This is a genomic window from Streptomyces sp. CNP082 (assembly GCF_059570535.1).
The window spans coordinates 163,742-190,141 of sequence record NZ_JCANSZ010000011.1 but is presented as its reverse complement, the minus strand read 5'-3'; the positions used below and the strand labels follow the sequence as shown (position 1 = coordinate 190,141).

Sequence of the window (26,400 nt, the reverse complement as noted above, 5' to 3'; positions counted from 1 at the left end):
CGCTACGTCCGTAACAACCGCCTCGCCGACGCGCTGCAGACCCAGGCGTTCTCCGCCCTGCGCGCCTCACCCGGAGCCCGCCGCTACTACGACAAGCAACGAGCCCGCGAGGCCGGTTACAACCCGGCCCTCCGGCAGGTCGGCAACCGCCTCGTCGGCATCCTCCACGGATGCCTCAAGACCCGAACCCACTACGACGAAGCGACCGCCTGGTCACACCACGCACACCCCGAACCCCATGCAGCTTGACACCAAACGACATGGGGTGCCTGACCGGTCGAGCCGGCCTGCCCGTCCCCGTCAGACGGCCATGCCGGAGGGTCCGTCAGTTCACCGACGCCGAGAAGGAGTTCACGCCGAGGCCGGTGCCGCCCTCCCAGGGCTCGAAGCCCGCCTGCACGCTGGTGAGGTACCACTCGTCGGTGGCGAGCCCCGCGGCCACCGCCTGGTCGATGAAGGCCGTCAGGTCGAAGCTGAGGCTGCTCAGCGCGGCCGGGGCGACGAAGGAGATCACGTCGTTCGCCCCGTTGCTGCCGGTCCACACCTCCCAGGTCTGGCCCGCGACCTGGGCGGTGCCGGTCTGCGAGCCGATGGGCTGGATCGGCCCGACGCGGTTGAGCCAGATCATGATCTCGGTCTGGCTCACCCCGTCCGTCTGCGGCTCCGGGTCCAGCCAGATGTCGAACGAGGCGTTGTAGACGGCGTTGTCGACGTAGGAGTACGAGATCGAGCTGGGCGCACTGGAGACCGCCCCGATCTGCCGCGGCAGGTTGGTGCCCGGTGAGCAGGTGGCGTAGTGGCAGCCGAGGTAGACCGACGGGTACGACTTCGGGGCGCCGTTGGTGGATGCGCTGCCGTCGGCTCGCGTGATCTGGAAGCCGCTGTCGGTGGTGGTGATGCACTGGGGCTGGTCCGTTCCCCAGGCGTTGTTCTGGACCACGTACCTGTCCTGGATCGTCGTGGTTCCGTACCTCTCACAGATCTCCGCCTGCACGACCGCGGACGCCTCGGCGGTCGTCAGGGAGGCGGCCAGCGATCCAAGGGTGAGGAGGGCCGCCATGCCGAGGGCGCGGGTACGGGACTTCCGTGAGCTCATCTGTGGTGCTCCTTCAGGTGGGGGGTCTGTGGGAGCGCTCCCAATCGGGGAGAGACGATAGAAGGCGTCGAAGCGGCTGACAAGACGGGGGGGCGGAAGCGCCGCCGCGGAGTTCGACGTCGATCTGGCTGCCCGGCCTGACGCGGAGGCGCCAGGAGGGGCCCCATGGGGGCCGGTCGGTCAGTCCGCCGCTTCGGAGCCGCCGGGCCCCACGAGCAGCTCGGCGAGGCCGAGGAACGCGTCCGTCGTCGCCACCCGGAGCTTGGTCAGGTCGGCGTCGGGCGAGCGGAGTGAGGCGTCGAATGGGATCTGGACCACCCGGGCACGGTCGATGCCCAGGCGCTGGGCAACGGCGGCGGTGACGTCGCGGCTGGAGGGGTGCTCGACCTGGGTGGCGACGGCGATCACCTTGCGTGCCACCTCGTCGTGACCACCCTCGCGCAGCGCGGCCAGGGAGCGTGCGGCCGCGTCGATGAACCAGTCGGCGGTACCGCAGCACAGGATGAGCTGGTCGGTCCGGTTCAGGACGAAGTCCGCGGCCCGGTCCAGGCGGAGCAGACTCCAGTCGGTGAGCACGAAGGGGTAGTGGGGCGCGGTGTGCGCCAAGACCTGGTCGTACTCGTACGCGTGGGCGGAGTTCGGCGCGATGTAGCCCTCGCGGTGGGCGACTACTTCGAGCCCCGACTCCAGCCGCGTGGTCAGCGCCCGGATGTCCGCGTACGACGGGTCGGCCGGGAGCATGGCAAGGTCGCGCAGGCGGGCCCCGTCGCGGCCCCGGACGAAGGGGTGGAGCGACCCGTCGGTGGCTGCTCCGTCGAGGGCCAGGACCGGCTCGCCCCGCACCGCGGCGAGCAGGGAGCCGACGACGACGGTGGCCGTGGCCCGGCCGCTGTAGTGGTAGGCGCCCGCCAGGGTGACCCGCCTGCTCCGGCTCAGGGGTACGTGCAGCCGTTCGAGCCGTTCCTGCATCTCCCGGCGGCCCCGCCCGAACCTGGGCAGGCGCGGTCCGGCCCGGTCCGGTACGGGACTTCGCACGGAAGGCGGCGTCAGGGGCACGGGGGCCGACGCGGGCGGGAGAGCGGGCGTCGGCACGAGGCCCTGCGCGAGCCGGGCCTCCGCGACGTATCGGGCCAGGAGGTCGGCGACTTCGCTCGCGGCGGGCCGCACCCCCGGATCCGGGTCGAGGCAGCGCAGTACGAGGAGCCGCAGGCTCTGCCAGGCGCCGCCCGACCAGAGGTGCATCCCCTCGGGCAGGCCCGGCAGGTGCACGCCGGCCTTGCTGCTGATCATCTGGAGCAGTTCTCCGAGGTCGCGGATGTTGTCCGCACGAGTCGGGGCCGGGCCGGGCTGCAGGTACTCCCCGTCCACGACACAGTCCGACAGGTCGCCGAGTATCACGTCGCGCCGCAGGACGTAGATGTGGTCGGCGTTGAGGTTGGTGAGGACCAGCCCGTTGGCGTGGCAGTGGACGAGGGCGCTCGCAAGGTACCAGGAGACGAGCAGCCCCCGGAGGATGTCGAACGGGGCGACTCCCTCGGTCATGGCCTGCGCGAAGATCTCTCCGAGACGCAGCGGCTGGGTGTCGTCCGCAGCGTCGTTCGCAATGGGCGTCATCGCCAGCCAGGGCGGGGAGTCTTCCAGGCCGGTGGCGAGCAGCGTGGGGGCGTGCTGCCCCTGCAGCCGTGCGAGTACCTCGGCCTCCACCTCGATCAGCCGGGCGTGCGCGGCCGGCTGATCGGGCCGCGGAGTGCGGATGACGGCGGGAGTGCCGCGCGGGCCGAAGGCGCGGTAGACCACGGTGCGGCTGCCGCGGCGGCGGCCGTCGAGCCGGTACTCGCCGATCTGCCGCGGATCGGCGTCCGTGAGCGGCCCCCAGTCGGTGGCGTCGGCGTCGTACGCCTCGGGTTCCGCGCCGTGCACCGGCTCGCCGACCGACACCCCGAGCCGGCTGAGCAGCCGCCGCTCCACGTGGGTGAACGGCTGGTGCGAGGCGGGCAGGTCCGCGAAGCCGTCCGGGTGGGTGAGCCAGGCGGGAAACTCCGGTGAGGTGCCCGCGAGTTGTTCGAGCCGGCGGCCGATACGGCGGCTCGTCCGCAGCAGTTCGGCCTGCGGTACCGCGTCGAGGAGCGCCGTCTTCGACTCGTCGGAGAAGTCGAAGACCCGGTGCTTCGCCGGCAGCGGGCCGGGAACCGGCGCGGGATGCGGCTGCATCAGCCCGCCGAGGAACACCTCGGCCAGATGCGAGGTGGTCGCCGGCCAGGGCACCGCGGTCTGCACCAGGCGCATCACCGGCACCGACAGCGGAGCCACCGCGGCGAGATGGGCGGCCAGGCGGTACGCCTCGGGGGTGGCGGCGTCCCGGAAGTGCTGGGCGCTGCTGACATTCCGGGCGGCGACGACCGCCTGGTGCCGGCCCGGCGGGGTGAGCAGAGGCAGCTCCGCGGTGGTGCCGGGGGAAGCGAGCAGATGCGCCCACACACGCAGGGAACGGGGGGCCGGCTCCAGCACAGGGACCGCGAACCCGTCGAAGTCGAGGAGCCCCGGCGGCAGCACCGGGTCGGAGACCTTCCAGTAGGTGTTGGCACCGCCGATCCGGCGGGTGGTGACCTGCCAGCGTTCGGCGGCGATGCCGGACGACTCCCAGATGTCGGACGGCAGGGTGTGCAGCACCGCGACCGGCCCGCGTGCCGCATGGTGCGCGAGCAGCTCGTGCATGGCACCGGTGCGCCAGGCGACGCCCATGCCGTCGCTGACGACGAGCACGAGGGACCCGCCCGACGGGTCGTTCAGGCCGCTCAGCGGCAGCTTCGTGCCGTTCCCCCGGAACGGCCGGGCGTGCAGGGCAGGTTGCCGCCCCCGAGTGTCGAGGCCGAGGACGCGGGTGGTCGCGAACGCGCCGAGCCGTTCGAGAAGGGTGCGCAACTCGGCTCCGAGACGGTGCCACAGCAGCATCGACAGGCAGTCGTCGACCAGCAGGACCAGGTTCAGCCAGCGCTCCCGCACCGGGCGCTCCACCACGTCGGCGAGGCCGGTCTCGGCGAGTTCCTCAGCCGTCCGCTCCTCGTCGACATCGTACCGGTGCCTGCTGTCCTGCCGCCGTCTGAGCGGCCGCAGCGCCCGGCCCAGCGCCAGCTCGTCGGAGAGGGCTTTGTGCTCCGGTGTCCGTACCGGCAGCGCCTTGCGCGGCTCCTCGTGCAGCCCCTCCTGCCGGGGTTTCGCGGTGGCCGTGGCGGCCTGGCGCGCCGCCGCGTACAGCGCCGGTACGGTCAGGTCCGGCAGGCCCGGGTCGTCCGGCTCCGGCGCGGGGTGCTCCGCGCCGGCGGGGTCCGGTCCCGGCGCAGGCGGCGGCGCGGCGGGCACCTCGGCGACCGCGGCCGGAATCCGGTGGAGCGGCGCCTGCTCACTCGCGGGCAGGCGCGACGCCAGCCACAGCACGTCGAGCACCTGGTCCGCGTCCATATCGCAGCCGCAGGCCGTGAACACCCGCAGCGCCTCGGCGAGCCGCTCTCCACCGCCGGGCACGGCTACATCGCCCCGGTCAACTGGTGCAGCACCGCGTCCAGCAGTCCCTCCGCGTCGAGATCTACGCCGCCGACGCGCAGGAAGACGGCGTTGAGCAGCTGATCGGTGGCCAGTTCGCCCGGCGCGCGGCGCCGCAGGAAGGTCTCGATCAGGTCGTCCGCCTCTCGGAGGGCCGCCTCGCCCAGGTGGGCGGCGACGATGGCGCGCAGCCGCTCCTCGTCGGGTACGGGCAGGTCGAGACGGACGCAGCGGCGCAGGAACGCGGGCGGGAAGTCACGCTCCCCGTTGCTGGTGATGACGATCACCGGGAACTCGACGCACTGCACGCGCCCCTGGTCGATCACCACCGAGCCCCTGTGACCGTAGGTCTGCACTTCGACCTCGGCCATGTGCTCGGGGAGCCTGGTCAGCTCCGGGATGTCGAAGTGGCCTTCCTCGAACACGGTCAACAGGTCGTTGGGCAGGTCGACATCTCCCTTGTCCATCTCGTCGATGAGCAGGGCTCGGGGGGTGGCCGACGACACCAGTGCGGATCCCAGCGGGCCGAGCCGGATGAACGTGCCGATGGACGGCTCGCTCTCGCCGCGGTCCCGGCTCAGCGTCGTCTCGCGCAGCCGGCCGATCGCGTCGTACTGGTAGAGGGCGTCCTTGACCGTCGAGCGGCTGTTGACCGGCCAGCGCAGGAGCTCGCCCAGGCGCAGTTCGTGCGCGATGGCCCGCGCCAGCGACGACTTCCCGGTGCCGGCCGGGCCGGTCACCAGCAGCGGACGGCGCAGGTAGAGCGCCGCGTTGACGACGTCGGAGTGGCGCTGCTCGATCAGGTACGGCAGTTCGGGGCCCTGCGGGCGGCCAGGGGTGAAGCGGCGCCACGGGGGCGCCTGGGGGAGGGTGACGACCCGGGGCACACCGTCTCCGCGGAACAGGCGCCAATCGGCCTCGGCGGCAGATGTCATGAGTTCTCCTGGGGCTCTGTGAGGTGCAGCCGGGGGATGGTCTGGTCGGCGTCGGCCCAGGCCAGCACCGGCCGGCCGGGAAACTCCGGCGGATATGCCTTGGCGTTCGCGCGGTAGTCGCGTACGCCGTCGGGCAGTTCGCGGGTGGCGACGCCGGAGATGTGCTTCGTCACGTGCGCCGCTCCGTTCCGGCCCCGGTCCCACACCACCACCGGGATGCCCAGGAGGAGACACGTCTGGACGATGCCGTCCCGCGGTCCGGGAGGCAGGTCGACGCAGACACGGACGGTGTCCAGCTTGTTGACCAGCAATGAGTAGATCGCGTCCGGGTCCATGGGCTCGGAGACGACGAACGTCTTGCCCGAGTCCAGCCTGCTCCATCTGCTGCGCCAGTGCGCCGTGAAGCGACCGTGCCGGCGCAGGAGTTCCGGGCAGTGCACGACGAGCGGGAACTCCACCCCGAGCGCACCCGGCAGGATCTCGTCCGGATCGCGGGCCTCCCACTCGTCCACGGGCAGGTTGAGCCCGGCCCGGTCCACGATCACCTCCACCAGCGGCGGCCGTTCATCCGCCACCTGAGGGGCGAGGGTGTCCAGGACGCGCAGTACCTCACGCGCCGCCTGCGACGCCGAGTACGCCGCAGCACCGGACGTCGACACCTGCCGGGGGCCGTCCCCCTCATCGCACCACAGACGCAGCCTGTGCAGGCCCCGTTCCGCCCGCGTCACCTGCACCAGGACACGCACCCGCGCCGAGCGGTCGCGCAGCGAGCGCAGCCATGCCTCGGCGTCCGACCGGCGCTCGCCGAGCGCCCCCCGGGGAATGCCCAGCCGCTGCGCGACGGAGTCCGCCCACAGCCGCAGTTGCGCCCTGCGGGGGGCGGGGCACAGCACGCCGAGGTACTCCATGACGCGCAGCAGCGCCGGGACCCGGCGCTCCCCGCCGGCCGAGTGGCCGTCCCCGGGGAATGCCTCCAACTGGTCAAGCAGTGCGTCCACCGTGTCGCCGCCGGGCAGGGACGCCAGATGGGGGAGTGCGGCACGCATCGCCTCGGGCAGCCGGGCGGCCACCGCCACGTCCATGCCCCGCAGGCTCCTGCGCATCTCGGCGTACTCCTGCGGGGACAGCAGTCTGGGCGTACGGGACAGGCTCCCCGCCGCCAGTACCTGGTCGGCGGCGCCGGGGCTGTCCCGCCGCAGCATTCCGGCCAGGGCCGCGAGCGCCCGCGGATGCGTCAGGGCGAACGTGGCGAAATCCTCCGGCGCAGGCGGGGTGATGTCGCTTCCGTGCGCGACGCCGCAGGCCTGCGCCAGCCGCCGGCCGGCCTCGGCGCGGGAGCTCGACGAGGGCAGGGTGTTCGCGACGACGTTCGTCAGCAGCAGGAACGCCGGGTCGTCGAGCCCGGGAGAGTGCTCCGGCACGGCGTCCAGGACGCCCAGGGGACGCAGTTCCGCCTCGATCCGCTGCCACGGTACGGACCAACTGCGCCGTATGAGGTGCTGCGGGCTGTGCGGCAGCGGCCCGCCCGTCTCGCGGTCCCGGGGCGGCATGAAGTGGGCGACGACCAGGCCCACGACGGCTTCCCGGTGCCGGCACCACAGCGGGCTCCCGCTGTAGCCGGCACCGATGGCCATGCCGGTCGGCTCCCCGTCGAGGTACCCGCGGGAACCGTGCAGCGCGGCGACGGTGAGGCGGGCGACAGTGGCGGCCTGCCCGCTGCCGTGCCACGCGCTCACCTCCTGTCCGACGGCCATCGGTGCTCTGCCCGGTGCGGCGGGCAGGCCGCCCGCCGGCGCGTCGACCCGTAACAGGGCGAGATCCCCGAGCCACTCGTCGTCACCCGCGGGTACGGGATCGCCGTCGCGGGTGCGCGGCGGTATCCAGTACGCCACCCGGGTGGTGAACTGCTGCGTGCGGGTCGCGTCGTGGACCTGGACCGCCAGCTCCGCGGACCGCGGCGGGCGGGATTCGAGCATGGGCCGGCCGAGCGCGGCATTGACGACGTGCGCACAGGTCAGCACCGTGTCGTCACCGAAGACGACCCCCGCGCCCGCCGGCTTCGCGGCGTCGGCTCGCAGCACGGTCACGACGTGCAGGGCAGGGTCGTCCGCCGAGTCCCACGCGGACCCGAACCATCCCACCCGTCACTCCCCTTGGGAGGCGGAACCGGCCCCGGTCCCCTCCGGCCGCCAGCAGGCGGTGACCGTGAGATGGGCCTGAGCGGTGCCGCCCACGATGCCGAGCCGGAGATCTTTTCCGACCTGGACGCCCAGGGTCACGGTTATCTCGGCGGGCGGCTGCGGAGTCGCGGTGACGGCATCGTGCACTCCCTGCAGCAGCGGCGCGAGCGGCTTCAGCGTGGTGCGCAGCGCCCCGGCGGACAACCCCGCGACAGCTCGGCCGGCGGCGCCCACCGGAACGGCCCTCCCCATGCCGTCAGGCGTGTCGCTCTCCGCCGGGGGCACCGCGGGACCCTCGGCGGGGGAGAGCAGGAACCGTACGGAAGTGCCGTCGTCGAGTTCGAGGTCTGACGATGTGTTCACGGTCGTATTCTCCCGGGCAAGTCGCCCTCGGGGAAGCGGACTTCTACGAGTACCCCGGCGGGATTTCGCTGTCTGATCTGGTCTTTCGCCGGGTGGCGGGAGTGTAGCCGGTCTTCGGTCGTGCGGTGGCGGTCTCACGGAGTCCCCCTCGATCGTGCGACAACGGCGCAGGCGGCGCATCAGGCCGGGCCGGCGTCCTCCCCGCGCGGTCGGCGGCGCTGCCCCGACACGTCGGGCCCGGGCCCGCGGCTGTCACGCGGTAGCGTCGGCCGTGTGCTCTACGTGACCACCGCCGCGGTGTGCCGGTCGTGACCCCGGGCAGTACGGGCTCGCGTACCCGGTGGTGGCGTGTCGGGCGGCTGTGGTGGCTGCTGGCCGCGCTGCTCGTCACGGCGGGGCTGCTGGTCGCCGTCGCGCGGCGCGGTGAACTGCGTCGGGCGCTCGATCTGCTGACGCATGTCAGCCCGGCCAAGGCGCTGGTCGCGCTGGTGTGCCAGGCGGTGTCCGTGGCGTGCCTGGCCGGGTTGCAGCAGTGGCTGCTGGCGGTCGGCGGGGTGCGGGTGACGATGGCCGGCATGGGCCGGCTGGTGCTGGCGGCGAACGCGATGGCCGGGGCGTTCCCGGGCGGCGCGGCCCTGGGCGTGGCCTGGCTCTTCCGCCAGTTCAGACGCCGGGGGGCCGACCGGGCGCTGACGGCGGGGGTGCTGGCCGCCTCCGGAGTGATGTCCGCGCTGGCCCTGGTGACGGTGATCGTGCTGGGCGTGCTCATGGCCGGTACCCGGGGGCCCGGCACGAGCCTGTTGTGGGCGTTCGTGCTGCTGGCGCTGCTGGCCGCGGCGGGTCTGGTCGCGCTGCGTTCGCCGGCCGTACGCGGGGCGGTCAGCCGCCGCTGGGAGCGGACGGCGGCCCGGCACGAACGCCTCGGCTCGGCCGGCCGGGCGGCGCGGGAACTGGTCGCGCACGCCCGCACCGTCCGCCCCGGCCTGCGGCCCTGGCTGACACCGGCTGCGCTGGCCCTGCTGAACTGGCTGCTCGACGCGGCCTGTCTGCTGGCCAGCCTGTGGGCCCTGGGCCTCCCGGTGCCCTGGAGCGGCCTGCTGCTCGCCTTCGCGCTGGTGCAGATCCCGGTCAGCGCCCGCATCACCCCGGGCGGGCTGGGCATCGCGGAGGCCAGCCTGACGGGGCTGCTGGTCGTCTACGGCTTGCATCCCGGCCAGGCGTTCGCCGCCACCCTGCTCTACCGGATCTTCAGCTACTGGCTGCTCCAGCCGATCGGCTGGGGGTGCTGGCTGGCGACCGCGCTGGAGCACAGGCGGTGACCAGGCCCGCGGGGCGCGGCGCCGGCGGTGCGGCCATGACGTGCCACGAGGCTGAAGACTTGGAGTCAGCGCTTCCCCGCGACGGGAGGGGCGGGAGGGGCGGGAGGGGCGGGAGGGGGAGGCGGAACGCGACTCGCGCGGACGGACCGGAAGTAGGCGCTGCTCGCCGGGAGGTAGATCAGCACCAGTGCGGCGACGGCGGCGGCAAGCGCGGCCATGGTCAGCACCGCGTAGACCGGGCCGGACTCCTCGCCCTCAGGGCCGAAGACGTGGTAAGCGTCGGTGAAGCCCAGCCAGCAATAGGGCGTCATCAAGAAGAAGACGAGCACCGTCGTGACCGGCGCCCCGATCCGGGCCGACGGCCTGCCGCCCCGGGCCCGGAGAGCGAAGAGAAGGTACAACCCGAGCACGGCCAGATAGAAGTACGGCGCAGTTGACGGGGTCGAATCCGACGCACCCGGGGACTCGAACTCAGAGCGCTTCAGCGACTCGTCGCTGACGACCACGACGCTGCACGCCACCGTCACACCGACCATCAGGCCCCACAGCCACTGCACCGGCCACGGCCGGGAGGGACCGGCCGGCTGGTAAGGCGGGAAAGGCGGGTAAGGGGTGCGGGGCGGATAGGAGGGTGGACCGCTCATGGGCTTCTCCTCGATGCCAGGCGTGTGAGGACACGGAACCTGCCATGCATCGTGCCGCCCCTGCCCCGGGACCCGTCCCCGCCTGGCAACGCAGGGTTGTACGACGGTAACGGCTCTGTCATCCTCGCTAACGGAACATTTGAGCTATGACGCATCGTCGAACTCATCGCCCCCACCGCCCGCAGTGACCCACTCCGAGCGCCGTCAGTCAGCCGGCGGCGCGGCGCCGCGGAATGCCGCGAGGAGGTTCCTTGATCGACGCCACCCTGATCAACCTGTCCGCGGAGCACCCCGCCCACCTGCTGGATCCCGTCACCGGCCGGCTGGCCACCGAGGAATCACTCGCCCGGGTACTGCCCCCGCGACTGGCCCGGATGGAGCTGACGGACGAGCCGGTGATTCCCGTGCCACCCGAACTCGCCGAGCTTTACGGGACTTTCCGCCCGACGCCGCTGTTCGAGGCGAGGCGATTCGCCGCCGCCTTGGGCACGGACTGCCGCGTATATGTCAAGGACGAGGGCACCACGCCGTCGGGGAACCACAAGGCCAACAGCGCGTTATGGGTGGCGTACCACTGCGCCCAGGACGGTGTGCGGACCCTCGCCACCGAGACCACCGGCAACTGGGGTGTGGCCCTGGCGCAAGCCGCGGCCCGGTTCGGCGTGGAGGTCCTGTGCTTCCTCGACTCCGCGAGTGCCGCCGCCCGCCCCGACCGCGCCGAGATGATGCGGGAGGCGGGGGCGGAAGTGGTGGTCGTGGGCGAGGACCAGGGCGCCGGCTTCGATCCCCTGGTGCTGTCCGCCAACGCCGCAGTCGACCACGTGCGCGAGATGGACGGCGTCCGGTACATCTTCGGCAGCGTCTACAACTACTTCATCCTGCCTCAGACGCTCGTCGGGCAGGAAGCGCTGGCGCAGCTCGGCGGTGAGGCCCCGGATGTGGTGGTGGGCAGTTGCGGTGGCGGTGCGAACCTGCTCGGTATCGCGGCACCCTTCCTCGGGCGCCCGGGTGTGGACGTCGTGTGCGCCGAGTCCGAGCACTGCCCCGTAGTCAGCGCCGGAGTGTTCGGCGACTACTCCATCGACGACCGTGATTTCTATCCGCGGCTGCGCACCTACGGTCTCGAACGTCTGCTGGGCAGCGAGTACATCGGCGGGCTGGGCTCCACGCTGGTGGCCGCCCCGGTCGCGGCCTTCCACCGTCGGGGAGACCTCGCTACCCGCACGTTCACGTCCGCCGAGGCGGTGAAGGCCGCGCGCCTCTTCGAGGAGTGCGAAGGGCGGGCCGTCGCGCTGGAGACGGGTTACCAGCTGGCTGCTGTCGTGGCCGAGGCGAGAGCGCGCAGCAGACAGCGGATTCTCGTCAACATCAGCTCGACGGGCCACTCCCGATTCGCCTGACGGTCCTTGCCGGCAGCAGCCGCCTGTCACCCCCGCGAACCCACGGAGACCGGATGACCTCCGAGCCTGGAACGCTGACCCTCACCCGGGCGGAGCAGACCGGGCTGGACACCCTCGCGGTCGAGGCCGTGGACCGGTTCGGCAGTCCCGCAGAACCGGTCCAGCCGACACCCGGCCACTGGCGGGATCGGCCGGACGGGCGCGGTGCCCACGCCGACTTCCGCCTGAGCTGCGCACCGCCCGGAACGCCGAGAGGAGGGGGAGAGGGATGAGACCGGCCGACACGCGCTCAGAGGTCACCGACCGCTGGCCGCTGGTGCCGCTCCAGGCCGGCATGCTCGTGCAGTCGCTGCGGGACGAGGGCAGCGACATCGATCTCGTTCAGCACCTCTTCGATCTCGAAGGTGCCCTCGACGTCCCGGCGTTCACCGCGGCCTGGTCCCGGGTCGCCCGCCGGCATCCGGTGCTCCGCAGCGCGTTCTTCTGGGGACACGGCCCGGAGCCCGAGCAGCGGGTGTTCGCCGGGGCAGCCGTACCGCTGTCCGTGCAGGACTGGCGTGGCCTTTCCGCCGACGAGGAACGGGACCGTCTCGGAGCGCTGCTGGCCGCGGACCGGCGAGCGGGCATCCGCCTCGACCAGGCTCCGCCCGCCCGCCTCAGCCTGCTGCGGACCGGCGGGCGGGCGCACCGGCTGCTGTGGACCTCCCACCACGGTCTGCTCGACGGCTGGAGCCGCACGCTGGTGCTCCGCGAGGTCATGGAGCAGTACGGCGCGGTACGGGCAGGCAGGCCGGACGATGCGGCTCTTACGGGCCCGCGCTACGGCGACTTCGCCGACTGGCTCCGCCGCCAGGACGAAGCCGCGGCAAAGGCCGTGTGGCAGGACGCCCTCGCCGGCTTCGCCGCACCCACGCGGCTGCGTCTGGCCCCGCGGGCCCCCGGGGAGGGCACCGGCGAGCTGGTCCGTACCCTCGACCGCCCGCAGTCCGCCGCACTGACCGCCTTCGCCCGTGCGAACCGGCTGACAGTGGCGACCGTGCTGCACGGCGCGCTCGCCGTGGTGCTGCACCGCTACAGCGGAGCCCAGGACGTGCTGTTCGGCTCGACCCTCTCCGTCCGCCCGCCGGACCTGGACGGAGTGGAAGCCATGGTGGGGCTGCTGATCAACACCATTCCGGTACGGGTCCGGGTGCGGCCCGCGGCGGACGTGGTGACCTGGCTGCGGGAGTTCCAGGACCGGCTGCTCGACCTGCGCGAGCACGGGCACCGCCCGCTGGCCGAACTCCAGGCCCACACCGACGTGCCCGCGGGCACCGCGCTCTTCGACACGCTGCTCGTCTTCGAGAACCACCCCGGAGCCGCCGAGGAGAGCTGGGCCGCCGCCGGGGTGCGCATGACGTTCCGCCGCACCACGGGCCGGACCGGCTACCCGCTGACCGTCACCGCGGAGCCGGGCGACGGCCTCAAGCTGGTCTTCGAGTACGAGCGCACCGTCCTCGACGACGCCGCGGCGGCCCGGATCGCCGACAGCCTCGAGGCGGCGCTGACGGAGACAGCGGGCGCAGCGCCGGGCCTGACCGTCGGCGGGCTGTCCGTCATCCCCGAGGACCGGCGTGCGGCGCCGCCCGTGCGTGCGCGGCCCGCCGCGCCGCGCCCCGTGCACCGTACGATCGGCGACCTGGCCGCGACCCGCCCCGCGGCGGTCGCGGTGCGCACCGACGACACGTCGCTGACCTACGGCGCGCTGTGGACGCGGTCCGGGGCACTCGCGGCCCGGCTGCGGGCCGCGGGCGCGGGACCCGAGGCACCGGTCGGCGTGTACGTGGAGCGTTCCGCCGACCTGGTCGTCGCGGCACTTGCCGTGCTGCGGACGGGCGGCGCGTGCCTGCTGCTCGACCGCGCCCTGCCGGAACGCCGGATCCGGTTCATGCTCGACGACTCCGGCGCACGAGTGGTGATCTCACACGGGGCGTTCGCCTGGCACGGGCCGGTGCTGGACATCGCGCCGGAGGGACCGGACGGCTCGTACGGCACGGGCCAGACGGATGAGGCGGACACCCCGTACGAGCCCGACAGGCCGGTGCGCCCCGGCGAACTGGCCTACCTCGTCTACACCTCCGGCTCCACCGGCACGCCGAAAGGCGTCGCCGTCACCCACCGCTCGCTGGCCACCCACTGCGAGAGCGTCCGCGCCGCCTACGCGCTCGGGCCCGGCGACGCCGTGATGCAGTTCGCCTCCGTGGCCTTCGACGCCGCCGTCGAACAGCTCCTGGCGACCCTGGCGGCCGGGGCGACGCTCGTACTCCGCGGGCCTGACCTGTGGGACCCCCGTGAACTCCTCGACCGGCTGCGCCGCCACCGGGTCACCGTGATGGAACTGACCCCGGACTACTGGTACCAGCTCGTCGACGCCGTCGCCGAAAGCCCGGACCCGGGACTCGGCCACCTGCGCCTGATGAACGTCGGCGGCGACGCCGTGGCGCCGGAACAGCTCGCCCGCTGGGCCGCGGCCCTGCCGGGCACCCGGACGGTCAACAGCTACGGCCCCGCCGAGGCGACGATCACCGCCACCTTCTGGCCGTACGACGGCTCCTGCCCCACCCCGGTCGCGCCGATAGGCCGGCCGCTGGCACACGTCGCCGTGCACCTGCTCGACGCCGGCCTGCGGCCGGTCCCCGCCGGCGTGCCCGGGGAGATATGCGTCGGCGGATGGGCCGTCGCCCGCGGCTATCCCGGCCGGGCCGCGCTGACCGCCGAACGCTTCGTACCGGACCCGTACGCGGCCGAGCCGGGCGCCCGCATGTACCGCACGGGCGACATCGGCCGCCTTCTCCCCGACGGGAGCATCGAGTTCCTCGGCCGTCTCGACGACCAGGTGCAGATCCGCGGCATCCGCGTCGAACCCGCCGAGACGGCCGCGGAGCTGCGCCGGCACACCTCGGTCACCGACGCCGTGGTGCTGCCCCGCGAGGGCCCCGGAGGCGAGCGCGTCCTTTGCGCCTACGTCACTCCGCGGTCAGCCGACCCCCGCGTACTCCGCGCCTTTCTGCGGGAGTCGCTGCCCGACGCGATGGTGCCCGCCTTCATCACGCCGCTGGACCGGATGCCGCTGTCCGCCGCCGGCAAGCTCGACCGGGCCGCGCTGCCGCCCCCTGAGCCGGCCGGGACCGCGGCGGAGGACCCGGCGGAGAACCCGGCGTCGAACGGGGCCGAAGCCGCGGAGGAGAGCGAGCCGGAGGGCACCGAACTGGAGCGGCAGCTCGCCGGCATCTGGGCCCGGGTCCTCGGGCTCCGGCACGTCGGGCTGCACGACGACTTCTTCGACCTGGGCGGGCACTCGCTGACCATGCTGCGCGTCCTCGCCCTGGCCAGGCAGGAGCGGGTCGGCGGCCTCACCCTCCGGGTGCTCTTCCGGCACCCGACGGTCGCCCGGCTGGCCGCCGCGCTCCAGGACGGGAGGGCTTGACGATGCCGGACGCGGATACGGGCACGGGCGCGGCCGGGGGCGCTGACGGGGCCGGGATTCCCGCAGGGCCCGTACGCACCGGCAGACGGCCAGGACCCGACGGCTGCTGTGAACTCCCCGCCTCCCACGGACAGCGCCGCCTCTGGCTCGTGTGCCGCCGCGACCCCGCCAACCCCGTCTACCACTACGCGATGTTCCTGCGCATCGAGGGCCCGCTGCGCGCCGACGCGCTGCGCACGGCCCTCGGTGTCCTCATCGCCCGGCACGAGAGCCTGCGCACGACGCTGCACGGCCGGGACGGGGAACTCGTCCAGCGCGTCCACCCGGCCGGCCCCGCCGACCTGCCCGTCGAGACCGCGGCCGACTGGGAGTCGGCGCACGCCGCCGCGGTCCGCCGGGCGCGGCTCCCGATGGACCTGGCCCGCGGCCCGCTGCTGCGCACCTGGCTGGTACGCGTCGCGCCCGACCGTCATCTGTTCGCCTGCGTCGTCCACCACGCGGTCTTCGACGGCTGGTCGGAGGAGGTGTTCCTCCGCGAACTGGCGGCCACGTACAGCGCCGCCGCCGGCGGCGCCCCCGCCGAGCTGCCCGAACTCCCCGTCCAGCACGGCGACGTCGCGGCCTGGCAGCGGGCCGCCCTCGACGGCGCCGAGGGCGAGCGGCTGCTGCGCCACTGGCGCCGGGCGCTGCACGACGCCCGGCCCCTCGCCCTGCCCACGGACCGGCCCCGGCCGCCGGTGCCGGCGTTCCGCGGCGCCACCCACCGCTTCCCCGTTCCGCAGGAGACGGTGCGGCGGATGCGGGAGTTCTGCCGGGAGGAGCACGTCACCCCGTACATCGTCCTGCTGGCGGCCACCTCGGCGCTGCTGGGCCGGTGGTCGGAGCAGGACGACGTGCCGGTGACCGTCACCACGGCGAACCGGCCGCTGCCGGAAGCCGAGCACGTCATCGGCTACTTCGCCGGCGGCCAGGTGCTGCGCGCCCGGCTCACCCCGGACCTGACCTTCCGCGAGCTGAGCTGGCAGGTGCTGGAGGAGTTCCTCGACGGCATGGAGCACGAGGGCCTGCCGCTCGACCTGCTCGCTGCCCGCGCCCGGCCCCGCTGGGAGCGGGTCGGCGGCGCGTTCAGCCGGGTCGCGGTCGCCCTCGACCCGGTGCCGGAACCGGCCGCGGAGTTCGCCGGGCTGCGCGTGCGGCAGACCGGCGCGTACCTGGGCGTGGCCAAGTGGGACCTGGGGGCGGTCTTCCAGAGCGCGGGAGACGAGCTGTACGGCCATCTCACGTACGACACCGCACTGTTCGACGCGGGGACCGTGGCGAACATGGCCCGCGCGCTGCTCCGCCTGCTCGACACCGCGACCCGCGAACCCGACCTGCCGGTCCACGCGATCGGCCTGGCGGACCCCGGAGCCGGCCCGCGCGCACCCGCCCCGGCGGCCGGCCCCGGCCGTGCCCGCCGCGGCGTGCACCACCACGTCGCGGCGCGGGCCGCCGAGCGCCCCGGGGCCCCCGCCGTGTACGCCCCGGACGGCTCCCTGTCGTACGCGGAACTCGACCGGCGCGCCGACGCGCTCGCCGCCCGCCTGCGTGCGGGCGGGGTGACTCCGCGGACCGCCGTGGGGCTGGCCGTACCGCCGTCGGCGGACCAAGTCGCCGCGCTGCTCGGCGTGCTGAAGGCGGGTGCCGCGGTCGTCCTGCTCGACCCGTCGTGGCCGGCCGGGACCCTCGCGCGGGTGCTGGGCGAGTGCGAGGTGCGGCTGCTGCTCACCGCGGCCGGGCCCGCGCCGCCGGTGCCCGCCGGGGTGGCGGTGGTCCGCCTCGACGGGGCGGGCGAGGAGCCGGAGGCCGCGGGAGCGGTGCGTACACCGCGTACCGGCGGCGTGCCGGGCTCCGGTGAACACCCGGGTGCCGCCGGCCGGTCCGCTGTCATCGACGGCTCCGGCACCGCCGGGGAAGGACCGGGGGCCGACGCGCCCGCCTGGGTGCTGCCGGCCGCCGGCGACCGCCCCGGGCCGACGGTCTTCACCCACGCCGCCCTCCTCCGGGGCACCGGCCACCCGGGCTCCCGCGACCTGGGCCCGGGCACAGTGCACATGTCCTTCGCCCCGCCCGCCTCAGCGCACGCCGTCACGGAACTGCTCGCCCCCCTCCTCCACGGCGGCGCGGTCGCCGTCCACCGACCCGCGGACGGGATACGGGCCGCGCTCGGCGCGTACCCGGTCACCTCGGCGCTCTTCACCGCACTCGGGCTGCGCGCCGCGGCCGACGAGGCCCCCGAGGCGCTGGCGGCACTGCGCGAAGTGCTGGCGGACGCGGACGAGTTGATGCCCCACGTCGTCGGCCGGGTGCTGCGGTTGCGCGCCGGCCGCCCGCTGCGGATCGCGTACGGAGCGGGCGCGGGCCGCCCCGGGATCACCGCCCTGGCGACGGTCCACGAGACCCCTTCGCGCAGCGGCCTCCCGGTGGGCTCCCCGGTGGACCCCGCCACCCGCGCGTACGTCCTCGACCCCCGCCTGCGGCCCGTCCCCACCGGTGCGCCCGGCGAGCTGTACCTCGGCGGCGCCGGGCTGGCGGACGGCTTCCGGGACCGGGCCGCCGACACCGCCGGGTGCTTCGTCCCCGACCCGTTCGCGGACCTCCCGGGCGCCCGGCTGTACCGGACCGGGGCATTGGTCAGAAGCGGGCCGGGGGACGGTCTTGAGTACCTGGGCCGGACCGCGGACCGGCCGGAGGCCGGCGGACTGCGGGTCGAGACGGGGCCCGTGCGTGACGCCCTGGCCACCCACCCCGCGGTCGGTGACGTCGCCGTCGTCGCCCGCGGTGACCTGCCGGGCGGTGACGGACGCGCGGAGCTGGCCGCCTACGTGGCTCCGGCACCCGGCGCCCGGCCGGAGGCGGCGGCGCTGCGGGAGTACGCGGCGGGGCTGCTGCCCGGCCATCTGGTGCCGCACGCCTTCGTGACGCTGCCCGCCCTGCCGGTGACCGCGGACGGCACCGTGGACCGGCGCGCGCTCCCTCCGCCCGGGCCCGCCGCCGGCGCCGCCGGGCCCACGGCCGCATACCCCACCGCTCCCGGGAACCACCCGCCGGCTTCCGCCGCGGCCCACGCCACCACCACAGCCGCCGCCGCCAGCGGCCGTACCCCGACCGAGCGCGCGGTGGCACAGGAGTGGGGGGCGCTGCTGGGGCAGCCGCCGCCGACCCGGGAGGCGAAGTTCCTCGAGGCCGGCGGCGACTCGGTGCTGCTCGTGCTCTTCGCCGAGCGGCTGCGGGCCAGGTTCGCCGAGGGGGCGCCGGCGGTCGTCGACCTCTTCGAGTACGGCACCGTCGCGGAGATAGCCGCGCTGGTGGACCGCAGGTCCGAGAACGGCGCGGAGGAGGCAGGGTGAACGAGCCGGCGGCGATCATCGGAATCGCGGTGCACCTCCCGGACGCCAGCACTCCGGGGGAGTTGCACACCAACCTCGCCGAGGGCCGGGACAGCGTCCGCGAGGTGCCGGACCCGCGGCTGCGGATGGCCGGTGCTGACCCCTCCGTCCGCCATCAGCTCCTCGCCCCGATCGACCGGGTCGCCGAGTTCGACCACGAGTTCTTCGGCGTCTCCCTGCGGGAGGCGGAGCTGATGGACCCGCACCACCGGCTGACACTCCAACTGGCCTGCGCGGCCGTGGAGGACGCCGGCTACGCGCTCGGCGACGTCCGCGGCAGCCGCAGCGGCGTGGTGCTCACCGGGGTACGCCCCGACTACGACCGGCTGATCGACGACGCCGACGACGGCCTGCTGGCCATGCTCGGCAACGCCCCCGCGGCGCTGGCGGGGCGGATCGCGTATCTGCTGGGTGCGCAGGGGCCCACGCTGGTGCTGGACACCGGCTGCTCCTCGGGTCTGGTGGCCGTCGACCACGCCCACCGCCTGCTGCGGGCAGGCGACGCGGACGCGGTGCTCGTCGGCGGGCTGAGCGTGCGCTCGACGTTCACCCGGGCCGCGGACGGCGAGCGGTACGCCGAGGTGATGGCCGCCGACGGCCGGTGCCGTGCCTTCGACGCGGACGCCGACGGCACCGCGGACGGCGAGGGCGGTGTGATGCTCCTGCTCAAACCCCTCGCCCAGGCCCTGCGCGACCGCGACCACGTCCACGCGCTGGTCCGCGGCAGCGCCGTCAACCACAACGGCTACCGCGCCGGCAGTCTCGGCGCGCCCAGCCCCGCCGCCCAGCGCGAGGTACTGCGCGACGCCTGGCGGCGGGCGGACGTCGATCCCGCCGCCCTGGGTTACGTGGAGGCGCACGGCTCCGGCACCCGCCTCGGCGACCTCATCGAGGCCGAGGCGCTGCACCAGGCGCTCACCGCCTCCGGACCGCGGGCCGAGCCGTGTCCCATCGGATCGGTCAAGACGAACCTCGGCCACCTCGACCACGCCGCCGGCCTCGCCGGTCTCGCCAAGGCCGTGCTGAGCCTGCGGCACGGCACGCTGTACCCGTCGCTGCACTTCGTACGCCCCAACCCGCTCATCGGCTTCGACGCCAAGGCCCTGCGGGTCAACTCCGCGCTCCGCCCCTGGCCGCGCACCGGCGACGCCCGCCGGCTCGCCGGCGTCACCTCGCTCAGCATCACCGGCACCAACGCCCATGTCGTCCTGGAGGAGCCGCCGGAGCCGCCCGCGCGGCCGGCCGCGGGCCCGGAGCGGGGCATCGTCACGGTCTCGGCCCGCACCCGCGCAGCGCTCGCCCGGTACTGCGAGCGGCTGGCCGCGCACCTGTCCGCAGAGCCGGGTCCCGGCCCCGACCTCTGCCTCGGCGACGTGCTGCACGTGCTCAACACGGGCCGCGACCACCACCCGTACCGCGTCGCGTTCCCCGCCGCCTCCCTCGCCGAGGCGACCGCGGGACTGCGCCGGGCGGCGCGCAGGCTCGGCCGGGGGGCGCGTGCGCACCGCTCGGCGCAGTCCGCCACCGCCCGCCGCGTCGTCCTCGCCGTCTCACCGGAGGCGGACCTCGCCGAGGCGGACGCGGCCCGGCTGGCGGACGTGCACCCGGAGTTCGCCGACGCGCTGCGGCGCTGCGCCGAGGCGGCGCCGCCCGGCGGGCCGCCGGGCTGGTTCGCCCGCAGGTACGCGCTGTGGTGTCTGCTCCAGGCCGGCGGGCTGCGGCCCGACCGGGTGGTGGGCGGCGGCGCCGCGCTGCCGCTGGCCCGGGTGATCCGGGGGGAGACGAGCCTGGCGGACGGCCTCGCGGCGGCCGTCGCGGACCCGTACCCCGCCCGCACCGGAACCGGGCCGGGGTCCGGGCCAGGGACCGAACCCGTCCGGCTCGACGGGCCGGTCGTGGTCTGCGAGCTGGGCCCCGCCGCCGGCCCGCGGGACGACCTGCCGCCGGGCGCGGTCGCCGCGGGCGTACGCGGGGACGGCGCCCTGCGGTGCCTGGCAGACCTGTACGCCGCCGGGGCGGACCTGGACTGGGAGCGGGCGCACCGGGACTGCACACACGTCCGCGTACCGCTGCCCACGTATCCCTTCGAACCCGTCGTCTGCTGGTGCCGGGAGTTCGCCGGGGAGGATGGTGCCGCCACGGCAGCCGATACGCGCACCGTGCCCGACCCGGACCCGGCCGGGGCACCCGCGCCGCGTACCCGGGAGGAGTGCTCGCGTATACTCGCCCGCCTCTGGCAGGACGCGCTCAAGTCCCGCGAAGTCGGCGAGGACAGCGACTACTTCGCCCTCGGCGGCAACTCGATCATCGGCCTCCAGGTGGTGGCGTCCGTGTGGCGGGAACTCGGCGTCCGCGTCCGGCTCCCCGACCTGTACACCCACCCCACCGTGCGCGCCCTGGCCGCGGTGGTGCACGCAAGGCTCCTCGACGCGACGGGTGAGGCGCGCGACCGCATCCCGGCGGTCGCCCGGGGACCGCGCCCCCCGCTGTCGTCCGGCCAGGAGAGCCTGTGGTTCGTCGACCGTCTGCAACCCGGCAGCTGGGCCTACAACGTTCCCCTCGACCTGCACGTCCTCGGCCCGCTCGACCACGCCGCGCTCCAGGCGGCGCTGCGCGCGCTGACGGAGCGCCACGAGGTCCTGCGGACCCGCTACGCCGACGACGAGGGCCGCCCGTACCTCGTCCTCGACCCGCCGGACCGGCTGACCCTGCGGGTGGTGGACCTGCGTTCGCTGGCACCTGCGGAACGGGACCGGGAGGCGGACCGGCTGCTCGGGGCCGAGGCGCGGGAGCCCTTCGACCTGGCCGCGGGGCCGCTGTTCCGGGCGCTGCTCATCCGGCTGGAGGACGAGCGGCACTGCCTGGTGCTCACCGCCCAGCACAGCGTGGACGACGGCTGGAGTCCGCCACTGCTGCGCCGGGACCTGTGGGAGCTGTACGCGGCGCACCGCGAGGACCGCGCCCCCCGGCTGCCGGAACTGCCCATCCAGTACGCGGACTTCGCCGCCTGGCAGCGGGAGCACATGAGCGGCCCCCGGCACGCCGCGGAGCTGGCCTTCTGGACGGAGCGGCTGCGGGGCTGCACCCCGCTGGAGCTGCCCACCGACCACGCGCGCCCCGCCCGGCAGACGGGGGCGGGCGGGCACCACTTCTTCACCATCCCCGGTGATCTGGTCGACCGGCTGCGGCAGTTGGCCGCCGCGGAACGGGTCACCCTCTTCACCGTCATGGTCGCGGCGCTGCAGACGCTGCTGCACCGGCTGTCGGGCCAGGACGACGTGACGATCGGCACCTTCACCGCCGGGCGCAACCGGCCCGAGACCCACGACCTGTTCGGCTACTTCAACAACGCCCTGGCGCTCCGCAGCGACCTCGGCGGCGACCCGTCGTTCCGGACCCTGCTCGGGCGGGTCCGCGGTGTCGTCGTGGACGCGCTGGACCACGACGAACTGCCCTTCGCCGACGTCGTCGCCGCCCTCCAGCCCGTACGCGACCTGAGCCGGCACCCCGTCTTCCAGGTCGGCTACACGCATCAGACGATCCCCGCGATGGACGCGTATCCGCTGCCCGGCGGGCTCCGGCTGGACGAGGAGCGGGGGTCGGTGCTGCGCGGGCTGCCGCCGGGCATCACCAAGTGGGACCTGGACTTCGGGGTGTGGGAGGTCGAGGGCGAGGCGGCCATGGACGCGGTGCTGGAGTACAGCACCGACCTGTTCGAGGAGGAGACCGCGGGCGCCATGGCCCGCAGCCTCGTCACCCTGCTGGCCGGCATCGCCGACGCCCCGGACCGCACGCTCGGCGGACTGCCGCTGCGGACCGGCGCGGAGACCGCCGCGACCGTGGCGGACAGCGCGGGCGCGACGTGGATCACCGGGCCGGAGACGGTCCTCGACGGCCTGGCCGGGGCCGTGGCCGCGCACCCCGGGCGGCGGGCCGTCGTCCACGCCGGGCAGGAACTCGACTACGCCGGGCTCGCGGACCGTGTCGACCGGATCGCGGCGGCGCTGCGCGCCCGGGGAGCGGGGCCGGGCGGCGTGGTCGGGGTGCTGCTGCCGCGCGGCGTCGACCTTCCCGTGGCGCTGCTGGCCGTGCTGCGAAGCGGCGCCGCGTTCCTGCCGCTCGATCCGGAGTACCCGCCGCAGCGGCTCCGGTTCATGACCGAGGACGCCCGGCCCGCCGTGGTCGTCACCACGGCGGCGCTGGCGGACAGGCTGCCGGGCGGCGTCCCGGTGCTGCTGGTCGATGAGGCCGCGGCGGCACCGCCCGGCGCGGCCGGGAGCACCGCGGCCCGGTCACCCGGCCCGGACGACATCGCGTACGTGCTCTACACCTCCGGTTCGACCGGCGCCCCCAAGGGCGTCGCCGTCTCGCACCGCAGCCTGGAGTACTACCGGCGCGTCTGGCTCCAGGCCGCGGGCGGCGGCGGCCTGGTCTGGCTGTCGATGGCCAGCGCGGCCTTCGACGTCTTCGCCGGCGACCTGGTGCGCTCCCTGTGCTCCGGCGGGACCCTCGTGCTCGCCCCCGACGACGTGTGGTCCTCGTCGCGGGCACTGCACCGGCTCATATCCGAACAGCAGGTGCAGGCCGTCGAGTTCGTGCCCGGCCTGGTGCGCACCCGGCTGATCGAGTACGTCACCGAGCACGGTCTGCCGCTGGACTCGCTGCGCCTGGTCATCAACGGCACGCACGTGTGGGCCATGGAGGAGGCGCGCGAGGTGGCGGCGGCGCTGGGTGACGGCGCGCGGGTGGTGACGGTCTTCGGGGTCACCGAGGCGACCATCGACAGCTCCCTGTTCGACGCGACCGCCTCCGCGCTGCCGGACCGGGACCCGGTGCCCGTAGGCCGGCCCTTCCCGGGCACCGAGCTGTACGTGCTGGACGACCTGCTCCGCCCCGTGCCGCCCGGCGTCGAGGGCGAGCTGTACATCGGCGGCGCCGGGCTCGCGGCCGGCTACGTACGGCGGCCCGGCCTCACCGCCGCCCGCTTCGTACCCGATCCGTTCTCCGGCCGCCCCGGCACCCGGCTCTACCGGACCGGCGACCGCGCCCGCCGCCCGGCCGACGGCGAACTGCGGTTCCTCGGCCGGCTGGACGACCAGGTGAAGATCAACGGCCAGCGCATCGAGCCCGGCGAGGTCGAGGCCGCCCTGCGCGACCACCCCGGCGTGCTGGAGGCGCTGGCCGGGGCCGAGGCGGCGCCCACCGGCGACCGGCGGCTCGTCGCGCACGCGCTGCCCGCCCCCGCCGCCCGGCCGCCGACGGCCGCGGAACTGCGCCGGTGGCTGCGCGAGCGGCTGCCCGCGCATCTGGTGCCGGCCGCGCTGACGGTGGTCGACGCCCTGCCGTACTCACCCAACGGCAAGCTGGACCGCGCCGCCTGGCAGCGCGGCCTGACGGGACCGCCGGCCGCCGGGCGCGACCACACGGCCCCCTCCGACGCGGTCGAACTGCGGCTGCTGCGCGTGTGGGAGCGGATCCTGGGCGTCTCCGGGATCGGGGTCGGCGAGAGCTTCTTCGACGTCGGCGGCCACTCCATCCTGGGGGTACGGCTCCTCGACGCCATCGAGCGAGAACTCGGCGCTACGCTGACGCTCGCCCAGCTCTTCCACGACCCGACCGTCGAAGGGCTGGCCGCCGCCGTCCACCGGGAGAACGGCGCTGTCCCCCTGGAAAACGGCGCCGCCCCCCGCGGCTGCCTGCTCGCCATCCGCCCCGGGGGCACCCGGCCGCCGCTGTACTGCGTGCACCCGTCCGGCGGCGGCGTCCACCACTACTACCGGTTCGCGCACGCCCTGGACGCCGGTCAGCCGGTGTACGGGTTCCAGGCGGCGGGGCTGGACGACGGCGCCCCGCCCGACCCCACCGTGGAGCGGATGGCCGAGCGGTACGTGGCGGAGCTGCGCGCCCACCGGCCCACCGGCCCGTACCGGCTGCTGGGCTGGTCGCTCGGCGGCGTCGTCGCGTACGAGATGGCCCGCCAGCTCGCTGCCGCGGGCGTACCGCCGGACCTGCTGGCCATCGTGGACGCGGACGCCGCCGAGGTGTACGAACCGCCGCCGTCGGACGACGAGGCGATGCTGCGGCTCCTGCTGCGCGTGAACTCCGGCTTCACCGTCCCCGAGGACCGGCTCGCCCCGCTGACCGGGCCGGAACGGCTGGAAGCCGTCGTGGACCTGGCCCGGCGCTCCGGCGCGCTGCCCCGGCAACTGCCGCTGTCCCGGGTGCGGCAGATGGCCCGCGCCCTGCGGGACACCGACGCCGCTCTCGCGCGCTACCGCATCGGGCCGTACGCGGGCGACGTCCACGTCCTGCGTGCCGCGGACGGCGCCGGCCGCGGCCCCGGTCTCGGCTGGGACCGGTACGCGGGCACGGTGCGCGCCACGGCCGTACCCGGCGGCCACTATGACCTGTTCGACCGCCACCACGCGGCGCTGGCCGAGGCGGTCGAGGAGATCGTCGCGGCCCTGCCCGCCGCGGCGGAACCCGCAACAGAAGCGGCACCCGCCACAGAAGGAGAACCCGCATCACGATGACCGAAGCAGCGGACGACCGCCAGTACGACGTGGTGGTCAACGACGAGGAGCAGTACTCGATCTGGTTCACGGGCCGCGACCTGCCCGCGGGCTGGTCGAGGGCGGGCTATACCGGAACCCGGCAGGACTGCCTGGAGCACATCGACCGCGTGTGGACCGACATCCGCCCGCTCAGCGTCCGGCGCGGACTCGAGGAGACGGGCGGGGACAGCGCGGTATGAAAGGTCTGGGTGCCGACTTCCGGCGGCTGTGGTGCTCCTCGGCGGTCTCCAATCTGGGCGACGGCGTACGGCTGACGGCGCTGCCCCTGCTGGCCGCCGCGGTGACCCGGGACCCGGTGGCCGTCGCCGTGGTGTCCGTGGCGGCCGAACTGCCGTGGCTGCTGGTCAGCCTCCCCGCCGGCGCCCTGGCGGACCGGGTGGACCGCCGGCGGCTCATGGTGGCCGTCCAGCTCGTCCGGATGTGCCTGGTCGTGCTGCTCACGGCGGTCGTGCTGGCCGACGGTTCCTCGATCGCGATCCTGTGCGGCTTCGTGTTCCTACTGGGGATCGGGGAGGTGGTCTTCGACGCCGCGGCGCCCACGATCCTGCCGCGGATCGTGCCGAAGGATCAGCTGACGCGGGGCAATGCGCGGCTGTTCGGGGTGGAGCTGGGCGCCAACGAGTTCGTGGGACCGCCGCTCGGCGGCTTCCTCTTCCGGCTGGGGCAGGCGGTGCCCTTCGTGCTCGACGCGATCAGCTTCGCGGTGAGCGCTGCGCTGCTGGGCCGGATGCGGGGCACGTTCCGGCCGGACCGCGCCCCGGACGCCGACTCCTCCGCCGCCGGGCTGCTGCGCGAGGTGGGTGAGGGCTTCGGCTGGCTGTGGCGCAACCCGGTGATCCGGACCCTGTCGGTCGTCGTCACGTTCATGAACCTCGCCCGCGCCATGACCATGGCCATCTTCGTGCTGTACGCACTGGAGACGCTGGACCTGTCGGAGGTCGGCTTCGGCGTGCTGTCCAGCGCCGTCGCGGTCGGCGCGGTCGCCGCGTCCTGGGCCGCCGAGCGCATCCGCCCCGGCGTGGCGGGGCCGTGCCTGGTCGCGGCCGTCCTCGGGCACGGGCTGACCACCGTCGCGATGGGCGCGACCTCCAACCCCTGGGTGGCGGGTGTGAGCAGCGCCGCGTTCGGCTTCGCGACGATGACGTGGAGCGTGCTGACCGCCGCGGTGCGCCAGACCGTCGTGCCGGACCGGCTGCTGGGGCGGATCAGCAGCGTCCACCGGTTCCTGAGCTGGGGCAGCCTGCCGCTGGGCTCGCTGCTGGGCGGGGTGCTGGCCACGGCGTACGGGCTGCGCGTGCCGTTCGTCGCGGGCGGGCTCGCGGTCGTGCTGGCCGCCCTCGTCGCCGCCCGCGTCCTGCTGGGCGTCTCCGCGCTGCTGGAGGAGCACACCGCGGAAGTGAAGCACACCGAAGCCGGAGCCGACCCCCAGGGACCGCCGTGACCCGCGGCGGCCC

At 74.7% G+C, this 26,400-nt stretch carries 13 protein-coding genes and 2 pseudogenes; 9 read left to right on the top strand and 6 right to left on the bottom strand.

Annotated elements, in window-relative coordinates; genetic code table 11:
* Positions 1 to 249, top strand: a pseudogene (locus B124_RS12750) (IS110 family transposase); the annotation flags it as partial.
* Positions 250 to 328: 79 nt separating this feature from the next.
* On the opposite strand, the pseudogene B124_RS12745 reads toward B124_RS12750, so the two are convergent.
* The 5 genes and pseudogenes from B124_RS12745 to B124_RS12725 form a co-directional block, all read right to left on the bottom strand.
* Positions 329 to 1,096, bottom strand: a pseudogene (locus tag B124_RS12745) (GH12 family glycosyl hydrolase domain-containing protein); the annotation flags it as partial.
* 180 nt (positions 1,097 to 1,276) lie between these two features.
* On the bottom strand, positions 1,277 to 4,618 hold the full coding sequence (locus B124_RS12740) for an SAV_2336 N-terminal domain-related protein (protein WP_496502890.1): 3,342 nt from the start codon (positions 4,616 to 4,618) through the stop codon (positions 1,277 to 1,279).
* A 2-nt stretch (positions 4,619 to 4,620) separates the two neighbouring features.
* Positions 4,621 to 5,571 (bottom strand): AAA family ATPase, encoded by a 951-nt coding sequence (locus B124_RS12735; RefSeq protein ID WP_496502889.1) that lies wholly within the window; start codon positions 5,569 to 5,571, stop codon positions 4,621 to 4,623.
* Positions 5,568 to 7,712, bottom strand: a complete 2,145-nt coding sequence (locus tag B124_RS12730) for a VMAP-C domain-containing protein (RefSeq protein WP_496502888.1) — start codon at positions 7,710 to 7,712, stop codon at positions 5,568 to 5,570. Before B124_RS12730 ends, B124_RS12735 begins: the two co-directional genes overlap by 4 nt.
* 3 nt (positions 7,713 to 7,715) lie before the next feature.
* Complete coding sequence (locus tag B124_RS12725) at positions 7,716 to 8,114, bottom strand: CU044_2847 family protein (RefSeq protein WP_496502887.1); 399 nt, start codon at positions 8,112 to 8,114, stop codon at positions 7,716 to 7,718.
* A 308-nt stretch (positions 8,115 to 8,422) separates the two neighbouring features.
* Between B124_RS12725 and B124_RS12720 the strand changes: the two genes are divergently transcribed.
* The gene (locus tag B124_RS12720; protein WP_496502886.1) at positions 8,423 to 9,433 is read left to right on the top strand and encodes a lysylphosphatidylglycerol synthase transmembrane domain-containing protein; all 1,011 of its coding nucleotides are present in this window, start codon (positions 8,423 to 8,425) and stop codon (positions 9,431 to 9,433) included.
* Between the two features lie 65 nt (positions 9,434 to 9,498).
* On the opposite strand, the gene B124_RS12715 is transcribed toward B124_RS12720, so the two are convergent.
* Positions 9,499 to 10,077, bottom strand: a complete 579-nt coding sequence (locus tag B124_RS12715; protein ID WP_496502885.1) for a hypothetical protein — start codon at positions 10,075 to 10,077, stop codon at positions 9,499 to 9,501.
* Between the two features lie 251 nt (positions 10,078 to 10,328).
* Between B124_RS12715 and B124_RS12710 the strand changes: the two genes are divergently transcribed.
* From B124_RS12710 to B124_RS12680, 7 genes are read left to right on the top strand one after another with little or no spacing between them, the layout of a single operon-like run.
* The gene (locus B124_RS12710) at positions 10,329 to 11,477 is read left to right on the top strand and encodes a pyridoxal-phosphate dependent enzyme (protein WP_496502884.1); all 1,149 of its coding nucleotides are present in this window, start codon (positions 10,329 to 10,331) and stop codon (positions 11,475 to 11,477) included.
* Positions 11,478 to 11,530: 53 nt separating this feature from the next.
* Positions 11,531 to 11,749 (top strand): hypothetical protein, encoded by a 219-nt coding sequence (locus tag B124_RS12705; protein ID WP_496502883.1) that lies wholly within the window; start codon positions 11,531 to 11,533, stop codon positions 11,747 to 11,749.
* Entirely contained in the window at positions 11,746 to 14,943 is a 3,198-nt protein-coding gene (locus B124_RS12700) for an amino acid adenylation domain-containing protein (protein WP_496502882.1), read from the top strand. The genes B124_RS12705 and B124_RS12700 overlap by 4 nt, the downstream gene beginning before the upstream one ends.
* 2 nt (positions 14,944 to 14,945) lie before the next feature.
* The gene (locus tag B124_RS12695; protein WP_496502881.1) at positions 14,946 to 18,332 is read left to right on the top strand and encodes a condensation domain-containing protein; all 3,387 of its coding nucleotides are present in this window, start codon (positions 14,946 to 14,948) and stop codon (positions 18,330 to 18,332) included.
* Positions 18,329 to 24,904, top strand: a complete 6,576-nt coding sequence (locus tag B124_RS12690; RefSeq protein ID WP_496502880.1) for an amino acid adenylation domain-containing protein — start codon at positions 18,329 to 18,331, stop codon at positions 24,902 to 24,904. Before B124_RS12695 ends, B124_RS12690 begins: the two co-directional genes overlap by 4 nt.
* Positions 24,901 to 25,125, top strand: a complete 225-nt coding sequence (locus B124_RS12685; RefSeq protein ID WP_496502879.1) for an MbtH family protein — start codon at positions 24,901 to 24,903, stop codon at positions 25,123 to 25,125. The genes B124_RS12690 and B124_RS12685 overlap by 4 nt, the downstream gene beginning before the upstream one ends.
* Entirely contained in the window at positions 25,122 to 26,387 is a 1,266-nt protein-coding gene (locus B124_RS12680; RefSeq protein WP_496502878.1) for an MFS transporter, read from the top strand. The genes B124_RS12685 and B124_RS12680 overlap by 4 nt, the downstream gene beginning before the upstream one ends.
* Positions 26,388 to 26,400 lie beyond the last annotated feature (13 nt).